The organism is Cupriavidus sp. 30B13 (genome assembly GCF_049059565.2).
In the GTDB taxonomy this organism is placed as follows: domain Bacteria; phylum Pseudomonadota; class Gammaproteobacteria; order Burkholderiales; family Burkholderiaceae; genus Cupriavidus.
This window is the reverse complement of the sequence record NZ_CP188223.1, coordinates 2,007,405-2,019,323: the sequence shown is the minus strand read 5'-3', so window position 1 is coordinate 2,019,323 and position 11,919 is coordinate 2,007,405. Positions and strand designations below refer to the sequence as shown.

The window sequence follows — 11,919 nt, the reverse complement described above, 5'->3', positions numbered from 1 at the left end:
GGTGGCGGGCGACGGCAATCCAAGGGCAATCTCGCGGGCTCGCCCTACCGAAAAAAAACGGACCCCTCGGGGCAATGCCAGTCAGTTAGCCCGCTGACTGGCATTTTTTGTTGGGAACTTGCTGCGAGAGCGCTTAACCTCGCGCGGGAATGAGCGCCCGGTGCGGCGAGGCGGGAGCACGAAGTAGCGGGCTTGCTCCAGCAGCCGCTGCAAGAGTTCAGGCAAGGCACCAGCGCGCGCCAGATGGACCGTGTTGATCGCCCCCGTGATGGCGTGGCGCGCCGTGTGGAAGCTGATGCGGCTCGGCTCGACACCCGCGTGCTGGGCCATCAGGCGCATCCATCGGCGCAGCAGTGTGTAGGCAATCAGCACGCCCCAGACTTCCTGCTTGACCAACTCGGGCTGTTTGCTGCGCAACACGGCTCGACCTTGTTGCAGTGATTGCTTGATTTCCCGAAACCCCAACTCGACCTCCCAGCGCTGGCGGTACAACTGCGCCAGTGGCACGGCGGCAAACCGCTCAGAATCCAGCATCGAGGTGATGAAGCGCCTGATCTTGCCACCAACGCTCACCTCGATCAGCCGGGCCTGCCAATGGCTGGGCAGTTCTGGATGCATCTTCCTGGCGCGTGGCGACACGGGCATGCGGATCAGCCAATCACCCTGGCCCAATACCTGCACCACCTCGTGGCGCAGATTGTCCCTGGCGCGCATGAGCCAGTGGCGCTGCTCGCCCACTTGCTGCCAGCGCAGCAGGAACGCGGCGCTGAAGTAGGCACGGTCGAACAAGGTGATCGAGTGATCCAGGCCGCGCAGATCGGCCGCCAACGTCAGCTCGCCACAGCCGTAGCCCCCCAATTGGGCATCGAGCAGTTCATGGCTGTCGGTGTCCAGCAGGCATACGGCGCGCACCATGGGCCAGGGCTGGGGGCCATATTGCGTCTGGCCGCTGCCCAACTCCTGGCGGTTGTCCTTGCTGTCCGGGGCTGACCAGACCACGCCATCGGCCGCCAGCACGCGCAACTCTCCCGCGTGCACCGCATGGGCGCGGCCCCAGGCGTTGGCGAGCAGGGCAAACAAGTGCGCCATGGGCTGCGCCCCCAACCGCTGGCGAACCTGCACGCTGGCGCTGGGCGCGGGCAGTTCCTTGCTGTCCAGCGTCAGCGCCATCTCCTGCACCACTTGCCACAGCGGCATGTGACGAAACAGCGCCAGACCGATTACCAGCCACACGGCGTGTTCGGCGGGCAGCTTGCGTCGGCGTATCGATGCCTTGCCCGTGGCTTCAAGCGCTTGTTCTATCCAGGCCGGATCCAGCAGCGCGCTCAACTCGGCTATCCCGTTGGCAGGCAGTGCTTCCAACGTCTCGTTCAGGGTGGTCTGCAGCAGGTTCAAAGCAAAAAAGGGAGCGTGGTCAACACGCTCCCTTTTTACTCCAAGTCACATTCGCTCTGGCTTAACTAACTGGCATTGCCCCTCGGGGTCCGTTTTTTCTTGGAGACGCTATCGCCTCACCCCACCCACTTGCGGGCGTTGCGGAACATGCGCATCCACGGGCTGCCGCCGTCGGCGATCTGCTTCCACGCGTCGGGTGCCCAGCTCATGGTCGCGGTGCGGAACACGCGTTCCGGGTGCGGCATCAGCACGGTGAAGCGGCCGTCGGTGGTGGTCACCGAGGTGATGCCGTCCGGCGACCCGTTCGGGTTGAGCGGATAGGTCTGCGTCGGCGCGCCGTGGTTGTCCACGAAGCGCAGCGCCACCCGGGCCTGCTGCTGGTCGCCCTGCCGGGAGAAGTCGGCGAAGCCTTCGCCGTGCGCCACCACGATGGGGATGCGGCTGCCTTCCATGCCGGCGAAGAAGATCGACGGCGAGGACTGCACTTCCACGGTGACGTAGCGCGCTTCGTACTGCTCGGACTGGTTGCGCGTGAACTTCGGCCAAGCGCCCGCGCCCGGGATGATCGGGGCGAGGTTGCTCATCATCTGGCAGCCGTTGCACACGCCCAGCGCGAAGGTGTCCTGGCGGTTGAAGAAGGCGGCGAACTGCTCGGCCATCTGCGCGTTGAACAGGATGGTCTTGGCCCAGCCTTCGCCGGCGCCCAGCACGTCGCCGTAGCTGAAGCCGCCGCAGGCGACGAAGCCGGTGAAGTCGGCCAGGCTGGCGCGCCCGGCGATCAGGTCGCTCATGTGGACGTCGTGCGTGTCGAAGCCGGCGCGGTCCATGCTGTAGGCCATCTCGATCTGCGAGTTGACGCCCTGCTCGCGCAGGATCGCCACCTTCGGGCGGGCGCCGGTGGCCACGAACGGCGCGGCGATGTCCTCGGCCGGGTCGAAGGTCAGCACCGGCGAGATGCCCGGGTCGGCCGCGTCGAGCAGGCGGTCGTATTCGCTGTCGGCGCAGGCCGGGTTGTCGCGCAGGCGCGCGATGCGCCAGCTCACCTCGCTCCAGGTGCGCTGCAGCTCGCCGCGGGCGGCGCCGAACACCTTCCTGGCGTCGCGGTAGATCTCGATCTGGTCGGTGGCGTTGGGCTTGCCCACCACGTGGCTGCAGGCCGACAGGCCGGCTTCGCGCAGCACGCCGAACACGGCGTCGCGCTCGGACAGGCGCACCTGGATCACCGCGCCGAGCTCTTCGGAGAACAGCGCGCGCAGGGTCTGGTCGTTGCGGCGCTCGGAGATCTGCTGGGCCCAGTTCTTGGCGTCGCCGTAGTCCTGTTCCTGCTGCGGGTCCAGCGCCAGCATGTCGACGTTGAGCGACACGCCGCAATGGCCGGCGAAGGCCATTTCCGCCAGCGCCGCCATGAAGCCGCCGTCGGAGCGGTCATGGTAGGCCAGCAGCTTGCCTTCGCGGTTCAGGCGCTGGATCACGTTGAAGAAGTTCTTCAGGTCCTCGGCGCTGTCCACGTCCGGCGTGGCGTCGCCGACCTGCTGCGTGACCTGCGCGAGGATGCTGCCGCCGAGGCGGTTCTTGCCGCGGCCCAGGTCGATGGCGATCAGCACGCTGTCGCCGGCGTCGGTGCGCAGTTGCGGGGTCAGCGTGCGGTCGGTGTCGTCCACCGCGGCGAAGGCCGAGATGATCAGCGAGACCGGCGCCACCACTTCCCGGGCGATGCCGTTGTCGTCCCACTTGGTGCGCATGGACAGCGAATCCTTGCCCACCGGGATGCTGATGCCGAGCGCCGGGCACAGCTCCATGCCGACCGCGCGCACGGTGTCGTACAGCCTGGCGTCCTCGCCGTCCACGCCGCAGGCGGCCATCCAGTTGGCGGACAGCTTGACCTTGCCGAGGTCCTTGACCGGCGCGGCGGCCAGGTTGGTCAGCGCCTCGCCGATGGCCATGCGGCCCGAGGCCGGCGCGTTGATCACGGCCAGCGGCGTGCGCTCGCCCATGGTCATGGCTTCGCCGGCGCGGCCCTTGTAGTCGAGCGTGGTCACGGCCACGTCGGCCACCGGCACCTGCCACGGGCCGACCATCTGGTCGCGCGCGTTCATGCCGCCCACGGTGCGGTCGCCGATGGTGATCAGGAAGGACTTGCTGGCCACGGTCGGGTGGCGCAGCACGTCGCGCACGGCCTGCTCCAGCGCGATGCCGGTCACGTCCACCGGCGGCAGTTCCTGCTCGACGTGCCTGACGTCGCGGTGCATGCGCGGCGGCTTGCCGAGCAGCACTTCCATCGGCATGTCGACGGCGTAGTGCTCCTTGAGCGCGGCGTCGACGTGCGCGTCCACCAGCTGCAGCTGCTTTTCCTCGGTGGCCACGCCGACCACCGCGAACGGCGAGCGCTCGCGCTGGCACATGGCCTGGAACAGCGGCAGCGAATCCGGCGCGATGGCCAGCACATAGCGTTCCTGCGACTCGTTGCACCAGATCTCGGCCGGGCTCATGCCCGACTCTTCCAGGTGCACCTGGCGCAGGTCGAAGCGCGCGCCGCGGCCGGCGCCGTCCACCAGCTCGGGGAAGGCGTTGGAGATGCCGCCCGCGCCCACGTCGTGGATCGACAGGATGGGGTTGTCGTCGCCGAGCTGCCAGCAGGCGTTGATGACTTCCTGCGCGCGCCGCTCCATTTCCGGGTTGCCGCGCTGGACCGAGTCGAAGTCGAGGTCGGCGGTGTTGGTGCCGGTGGCCATCGAGCTGGCGGCGCTGCCGCCCATGCCGATGCGCATGCCCGGCCCGCCCAGCTGGATCAGCAGGCTGCCGGCCGGCAGCGCTTTCTTGTGGGTGTGGCTGGCGTCGATCGCGCCGATGCCGCCGGCGATCATGATCGGCTTGTGGTAGCCGCGCACGGTGCCGCCCACGTTCTGCTCGTAGACGCGGAAGTAGCCGCCCAGGTTGGCGCGGCCGAATTCGTTGTTGAAGGCGGCGCCGCCGAGCGGGCCGTCGATCATGATCTGCAGCGGCGAGGCGATGCGGTCCGGCTTGCCCGTCACGCCGGCCTTGTCGTCCGGATTGCGGTGCGCCAGCGGCTGGGCGGCGTCGCGCGCGTTTTCCCAGCTCTGCACGGCGTCCGGCAGCATCAGGTTGGACACGGTGAAGCCGGTCAGGCCGGCCTTGGGCTTGCCGCCGCGGCCGGTCGCGCCTTCGTCGCGGATCTCGCCGCCGGCGCCGGTGGAGGCGCCCGGGAACGGCGAGATGGCGGTCGGGTGGTTGTGCGTCTCCACCTTCATCAGGGTGTGCGTGAGCGCTTCGTGGCGGCCGTACTTCTGCCCGGCGCCGCGCGGATACCAGCGCTCGGCCACGCCGCCTTCCATGACCGCCGAGTTGTCCGAGTACGCCACGATCGACCCTTGCGGGTTGAGCTGGTGCGTATTGCGGATCATGGCGAACAGCGACTTGTCCTGCTGCACGCCGTCGATGGTCCAGGTGGCGTTGAAGATCTTGTGGCGGCAGTGCTCGCTGTTGGCCTGCGCGAACATCATCAGCTCGACGTCGGTCGGGTTGCGCGCGAGCGTGGCGTAGGCATCCACCAGGTAGTCGATCTCGTCGTCCGACAGCGCCAGGCCCATCTCGGTGTTGGCCTGCGCCAGCGCGGCGCGCCCGCCGGCGATGTCGATGAAGCGCAGCGGCTTGGCCGGCAGCTCCTGGAACAGCCCGGCGGCGTCCTCGCGCGCGGCGACCACGGTCTCGGTCATGCGGTCGAACAGGTGCGCGGCCACGGCGGCGCGCGTGCCGGCGTCCAGCGTCTTGCGGCCGCGCAGCAGGCCCTTCTTGCAGATCACGGTGATCTCGATGCCGCGCTCGATGCGGTGCACGTGGGCAAAGCCGCAGTTATGCGCGATGTCGGTGGCCTTGCTGGCCCACGGCGAGATCGTGCCGAAGCGCGGGATCACCACGAAGCGGTCGCCCTCGGCCTGCGGCTCGAACGGCGCACCGTAGGTCAGCAGCGCGCCGATGCGGGCACTGTCGTCCTGCGACAGCGGCACATCGGAATCGACGAAATGCAGGAACTGGCCGTGAACCGACTCGATGTCGGCGTCGATCTGCTTGAGGGCGGTGAGCAGGCGTTGCTGGCGGAAGGCGGAAAGGGCCAATGCGCCGGGGAAGCACGAGAAATGCGCCATGGTCTGAGCGGTCGGGAGGGCAGGAGGTAGGGGCTGCTACCGGCCGGCGCCGCTGGTTGGGGCGCCGTGCTGGCGGGAAACCGGCATTATACCTTGTCGGCCGCCCTTTCCCGCGTTGCAGCAGAGCCTGCCGCGCCCCGGCGGCAGCGGCGCGCGGGCCGACGAGCGGCACTATCGCCACACGCCGCCCGGGCCCTCACCCGGGCCGTCACCGGGGCTGCCTCCGGGGCTGCCGCCGCCACGCCGGTTCAGGCCTGGCCGAAGCCCCCGCCGCCCGGCGTTTCCACCACGAACACGTCCCCGGCCTCCATCTCGCAGCGGCCCACGTGGCCGAGCGGCTCCTCCCGCCCATCGGCGCGCACCACGTAGTTGCGGCCGGTGGCGCCGGGCGCCCCGCCGGCCATGCCGAACGGCGCGTGCAGGCGGTTGTTGGAGAGGATCGAGGCCGTCATGGGCTCCAGGAAGCGCACGCGGCGGATGCCGCCGTCGCCGCCGTGCCAGCGCCCCGCGCCGCCCGAGCCCGGGCGGATCTCGTAGCTCTCCAGCCGCACCGGGAAGCGCCATTCCAGCACTTCCGGGTCGGTCAGCCGCGAGTTGGTCATATTGGTCTGCACCACGTCGCAGCCATCGAAGCCGTGGCCGGCGCCGCTGCCGCCCGAGATGGTTTCGTAGTACTGGTAGCGCGCGTTGCCGAACGTGAAGTTGTTCATGGTGCCCTGGCTGGCGGCCACCACGCCCAGTGCGCCGTACAGCGCATTGGTGATGCACGACGAGGTTTCCACGTTGCCCGACACCACCGAGGCCGGATAGCGCGGGTTGAGCATCGAGCCTTCCGGGATGACGACCTTGATCGGCTTGAGGCAGCCGGCGTTGAGCGGGATGTCCTCGTCGACCAGCGTGCGGAACACGTAGAGCACCGCCGCCATGCACACCGCGCGCGGCGCGTTGAAGTTGTTGGGCAGTTGCGCCGAGGTGCCGGTGAAGTCCACCACCGCCTCGCGCCGGGCCTGGTCCACCGTCACCTTCACCCGGATGCGCGCGCCGTTGTCGAGCGGATAGTCGTAGGCGCCGTCCTTGAGCGCGGTGATGACGCGGCGCACCGCTTCCTCGGCGTTGTCCTGCACGTGGCCCATGTAGGCGCGCACCACCGGCAGGCCGAACTGCGCCACCATCTTGCGCAGCTCTTCCACGCCCTTGGCGTTGGCCGCCACCTGGGCGCGCAGGTCGGCCATGTTCTGGTCGACGTTGCGCGCCGGGTAGCGCCCGCCGGCCAGCAGCGCGCGCATGCCGGCGTCGTCCAGCACGCCGGCCTTGACCAGCGGGAAGTTGTCGATCAGCACGCCCTCCTCCTCCACCACGGTGGAGTCCGGCGGCATCGAGCCCGGCGTGATGCCGCCGATGTCGGCGTGGTGGCCGCGCGAGCCCACGTAGAACAGGATCTCGCTGCCGGCTTGGTCGAACACCGGCGTGATCACGGTCACGTCCGGCAAGTGCGTGCCGCCGTTGTAGGGGTCGTTGAGCACGTAGACGTCGCCGTCGGCCATGCGGCCGGCATTGCGCGCGATCACCGTCTTGATGCTTTCGCCCATCGAGCCCAGGTGCACCGGCATGTGCGGCGCGTTGGCGATCAGGTTGCCGCCGGCGTCGAAGATGGCGCAGGAAAAGTCGAGCCGCTCCTTGATGTTGACCGAGTAGGCGGTGTTCTGCAGCCGCTGGCCCATCTGTTCGGCGATCGACATGAACAGGTTGTTGAAGACCTCCAGCATGACCGGGTCGGCATCGGTGCCCATGGCGCGGCGCTGCGGGCGCGGCACCGCGCGCGTGAGCACGAGATGGTCGCGCGCGGTCAGCTCGGCCTGCCAGCCGGGCTCGACCACGGTGGTGGCGTTGCGCTCGGCGATGATCGCCGGGCCGGGCAGCACGTCGCCGGGGCGCAGCGTGTCGCGCGGGAACAGGCCGGTGTCGTGCCAGGCGCCGCCGCTGAACATGCGCACGTGCTCGGCCGGCACCGGGCCGCCGCTGCGCGGCAGCGGCTCGGGCAGCTTTTCCGCGGGCGGCTCGCTGCTGCCGATGGCTTCCACCGAGACGGCCTCCACGATCAGCGGCTTGCCCTGCATCAGGAAGGCGTAGCGCTGGCGGTAGGCGGCGTCGAAGGCGGCCTGCATGGCCGCGAGCGTGCCGAACGGCACCACCAGCGCCGAGTCGGTGCCCTCGTAGCGCAGGTGGGCGCGGCGCACCACGTCGATCTGCGCGTCGGCCACTTCCTGCTCCAGCAATTCGGTGCGCGCTTGCTGCGCCAGCGCGTCGAGCGTGGCTTGCAGCGCCGGCAGCGCGGCGGCATCGAGCCGCGCTTCCACGGCGCGCTCGCGCATCGCGGTGCGGTCGGCCAGCCCCATGCCGTAGGCCGACAGCACGCCCGCCAGCGGATGCACGAACACGGTCTGCATGCCGAGCGCGTCCGCCACCAGGCAGGCATGCTGGCCGCCGGCGCCGCCGAAGGTGGTGAGCGTGTAGCCGGTCACGTCGTGGCCGCGCTGCACCGAGATCTGCTTGATCGCGTTGGCCATGTTGCCGACCGCGATCTCGATGAAGCCCTCGGCCACCTGCTCCGGGCTGCGCGCGTCGCCGGTGGCGGCGCTCACCGCCTGCGCCAGTTCGGCGAAGCGCGACACCACGACGTCGCGGTCCAGCGGCGCGTCGGCGCCCGGGCCGAACACGCTGGGGAAATGGCGCGGCTGGATCTTGCCCAGCATGACGTTGCAGTCGGTCACCGCCAGCGGGCCGCCGCGCCGGTAGCTGGCCGGGCCCGGGTTGGCGCCGGCGGAGTCCGGCCCCACGCGGAAGCGGCTGCCGTCGAAATGCAGGATGGAGCCGCCGCCGGCGGCCACCGTGTGGATGCTCATCATCGGCGCGCGCATGCGCACGCCGGCCACGGCGGTCTCGAACACGCGCTCGAAATCGTTGGGATGGCTGCCGTTGAAATGCGACACGTCGGTGGAGGTGCCGCCCATGTCGAAGCCGATGATGCGGCCGAAGCCGGCGCCCTGCGACGAGCGCACCATGCCGACGATGCCGCCGGCCGGGCCGGACAGGATGGCGTCCTTGCCCTGGAAGCGGTGCGCGTCGGTCAGGCCGCCGCTGCTCTGCATGAACTGCAGCCGCACGCCGGGCATCTGCTGCTCCACCTGCCCGACGTAGCGGCGCAGGATCGGCGAGAGATAGGCGTCCACCACGGTGGTGTCGCCGCGCGAGACCAGCTTCATCAGCGGCGATACCTGGTGCGACACCGAGATCTGCGTGAAGCCGGTCTCGCGCGCGATGCGCGCCGCGGCCTGCTCGTGCGCCGGCGCGCGGTAGCCGTGCAGGAACACGATGGCGATGGCGCGCGTGCCGCCGGCGAACACGCGCCGCATGTCGGCGCGCAGCGTGGCTTCGTCCAGCGGCGCGACGACGCCGCCCCGCGCATCGAGCCGCTCGTCCACTTCCACCACCTCGCGGTAGAGCAGCTCGGGCAGCACGATGTTCAGGTCGAACAGGCGCGGCCGGTTCTGGTACGCGATGCGCAGCGCGTCGCGGAACCCGCGCGTGATGAACAGCGCCAGCGGCTCGCCCTTGCGCTCTAGCAGCGCGTTGGTGGCCACCGTGGTGCCCATCTTCACCACCTCCACCAGCGCCGGCGTGACCGGCTCGCCCGGCGCCAGGCCCAGCAGGTGGCGGATGCCGGCCACGGCGGCGTCGCTGTATTGCTCCGGGTTCTCGGACAGCAGCTTGTGGGTGACCACCGTGCCGTCGGGCCGCAGCCCGACCACGTCCGTGAAGGTGCCGCCGCGGTCGATCCAGAATTGCCAGCGGCGGCGGTCCGGGACGAAGGCGGCGGAGGATGGCAGCGACATGCGGGGGCTTCCTTGTCTAGCGTGGTGTGGAATCGGGGAACGGCGGTGGCGCAGGGCGGCCTACAGCGAAGTGGCCGAGCGGGCGGCCTGCTCGTACAGGCCGGTGAGCACACGCAGCAGCCGCGCCAGCTCGCCGATCTCGATGTTCTCCGCGCTGCCGGCGGTGAAATTGCTGGTCAGGCATTGCTCGCGGATCTCGCGGTAGCGGGCGCAGGCCTGCGTGCCGGCCGCCGTGGTGGTGTAGGTGGCTTCCTTGCCGACGCGCTCGCCTTCCACCAGCCCCATGCCCTGCAGCTTCTTCAGCGCGTAGGTCACGAGGTGGGTATCTTCCACGTTCAGCACGAAGCAGATGTCGGCCAGCCGCTTGGGCCGGGCGCGGTGGTTGACGTGATGCAGCACCAGCACGTCGAGGAAGGTCAGGTCGCGCACGCCCGAGGCGCCCATGCAGCGCACCACCCAGCGGCTGTAGGCGTTGTACGCGGTGTTCAGGCCGAACTCGAACTCCGACAGCTCGGGGCTGCGCTCGGACACCAGGTGCGAGGACGAGACGATATTGGGCCCGAGCGCGCGCGGCAGCGCGCCGGTGGCGGCACGGGCGGGCGCGTCCTGCCCGGCGTTGTCGTGGTCGGCGGCTGGCTTACGAGCCATCTCTACACTCCTCTCTCATTGTCGGCATGCGTTGGTATGCGTTGGTATGCGTTGGTCCGTGCTGGTCTGTGTGGTCTGGCGCGTCCGCATGGCGGCCCCGAGGAACCGACACGGGCCTGACCTGACTAGGTATATCCCCGAGGGTCTCGCCCGCAGATTTGGCTTGACAGTTTATAAACAAATTATGAGGATAAACACCAAATAAATCCAAGCAAAACATCGGGGACGTAGCAGTGGATTCTGCACGAAGACAGGGCAGGCACAGTCGCCAATGCACTAGCCCGCGCACTATCGCGGGGCCCGCGGGCAGCCCGCCGGCGGTCTGGTTGCGCGGCACCGGCGCACTGGCTAGACTCGACCCGATCCTTGCCGAACGCGCCTGAACCGCGAATCCGATGCCCGCCGATATCCACACATTACAGACAAAACTTCACGATGGCTCCGCTTCGCGGGCCGGCGTGATCGCAGAAGCCGCCGAACTCGCGCGGCAACCCGCGGCGCAAGCCGTGCTGCTCCACGCCACCTTCGACAGCGCCGCCGAAACCGCCCGCGCGGCCGATGCCGCCGCCCGCGCCGGCCGGCAGCTGCATCCGCTCGCGGGCCTGCCGGTCTCGGTCAAGGACCTGTTCGACGTGGCCGGCGAGGTCACGCGCGCTGGCTCTCCGGTACGCAACGATGCGCCCGCGGCCGCGGCCGATGCCACCGTGGTGCGCCGCCTGCGCGAGGCCGGCGCGGCGCTGGTCGGACGCACCAACATGACCGAGTTCGCCTTCTCCGGCGTCGGCATCAATCCTCATTTCGGCACCCCGGCGAACCCCGCCGACCGCAGCGTGGCGCGCATTCCCGGCGGCTCGTCGTCGGGCGCGGCGGTGTCCGTGGCGCTGGGGCTGGCGGTGGCCGGGCTGGGCAGCGATACCGGCGGCTCGATCCGCATTCCCGCGGCGCTGTGCGGGCTGACCGGCTTCAAGCCGACCACGCGGCGGGTGCCGCTCGACGGCGCGTTTCCGCTGTCCTACACGCTGGACACCGCCTGCGCCATGACGCGCTCGGTGCGCGACTGCGTGCTGGTGGACAGCGTGATCGCCGACCAGGCCGTGGTGCCTGCCGGCAAGGCCGCGGCGGGCATCCGCCTGGCGGTGCCGCGCCAGTACCTGCTGGACGACCTCGACGCCACCGTGGCGCGCGCCTTCGACCGTACCCTCGGCCTGCTGTCCGCGGCCGGCGTGCGGATCGAGCCGGTCGACCTGCCCGAACTGACCGAGCTGCCCGGCATCAATGCCGCCGGCGGCTTCACCGCGCCCGAGGCCTACGCCATCCACCGCCACGTGCTGGCCGGCCGGCGCGGCCAGTACGACCCGCGCGTGGCCATGCGCATCGAGCGCGGCGCCGCCATGAGCGCGCCCGACTATGTGGACCTGATGCGCGCGCGCGCCGCCTGGATCGCGCGCGTGCTGGCGCGCATCGAGGGCTTCGACGCGGTGGCCTGCCCCACCGTGCCGATGGTGGCGCCGCCGGTCGCGCCGCTGCTGGGCGACGACGATCTCTTCTTCCGCACCAACGCGCTGCTGTTGCGCAACACCTCGGCCTTCAACTTCCTCGACGGCTGCTCGATCTCGCTGCCCTGCCACCAGCCGGGCGAACTGCCGGTCGGGCTGATGCTCTCGCACGGTGCGCTGCGCGACGCGCAACTGCTGGGCACGGCAATTGCATTGGAACCCGTCGTCAAGCCGGCCGCCTGAGGCGGCCGCACCCCGGCAAGCCCCCACCTGCCCGCGCAGCCCCTGAGCCAGGCCGCGCGGGCGGGACGAATGCAGGACACG

General features: G+C 69.9%; 5 protein-coding genes. 1 reads left to right on the top strand and 4 read right to left on the bottom strand.

What is annotated here, in order from left to right; all coding sequences use genetic code 11:
* Positions 1 to 81: 81 nt before the first annotated feature.
* From ACKI2N_RS09270 to ACKI2N_RS09255, 4 genes are all read right to left on the bottom strand, one after another.
* Entirely contained in the window at positions 82 to 1,395 is a 1,314-nt protein-coding gene (locus tag ACKI2N_RS09270; RefSeq protein WP_426989754.1) for an IS4 family transposase, read from the bottom strand.
* Between the two features lie 116 nt (positions 1,396 to 1,511).
* Complete coding sequence (purL, locus tag ACKI2N_RS09265; protein ID WP_420993917.1) at positions 1,512 to 5,558, bottom strand: phosphoribosylformylglycinamidine synthase; 4,047 nt, start codon at positions 5,556 to 5,558, stop codon at positions 1,512 to 1,514.
* A 248-nt stretch (positions 5,559 to 5,806) separates the two neighbouring features.
* Entirely contained in the window at positions 5,807 to 9,451 is a 3,645-nt protein-coding gene (locus ACKI2N_RS09260) for a hydantoinase B/oxoprolinase family protein (protein ID WP_420993916.1), read from the bottom strand.
* A 60-nt stretch (positions 9,452 to 9,511) separates the two neighbouring features.
* The gene (locus ACKI2N_RS09255) at positions 9,512 to 10,099 is read right to left on the bottom strand and encodes a winged helix DNA-binding protein (RefSeq protein ID WP_420993915.1); all 588 of its coding nucleotides are present in this window, start codon (positions 10,097 to 10,099) and stop codon (positions 9,512 to 9,514) included.
* A gap of 395 nt (positions 10,100 to 10,494) precedes the next feature.
* On the opposite strand from ACKI2N_RS09255, the gene ACKI2N_RS09250 reads away from it, so the two are divergent.
* Complete coding sequence (locus tag ACKI2N_RS09250; RefSeq protein ID WP_420993914.1) at positions 10,495 to 11,838, top strand: amidase; 1,344 nt, start codon at positions 10,495 to 10,497, stop codon at positions 11,836 to 11,838.
* Positions 11,839 to 11,919: the final 81 nt, after the last annotated feature.

Excerpts from the sequence above, each read along its gene's own strand:
- purL (WP_420993917.1), bottom strand. The coding sequence starts at position 5,558 with ATGGCGCATTTCTCGTGCTTCCCCGGCGCATTGGCCCTTTCCGCCTTC.
- ACKI2N_RS09260 (WP_420993916.1), bottom strand. The coding sequence starts at position 9,451 with ATGTCGCTGCCATCCTCCGCCGCCTTCGTCCCGGACCGCCGCCGCTGG.
- ACKI2N_RS09255 (WP_420993915.1), bottom strand. The coding sequence starts at position 10,099 with ATGGCTCGTAAGCCAGCCGCCGACCACGACAACGCCGGGCAGGACGCG.
- ACKI2N_RS09250 (WP_420993914.1), top strand. The coding sequence starts at position 10,495 with ATGCCCGCCGATATCCACACATTACAGACAAAACTTCACGATGGCTCC.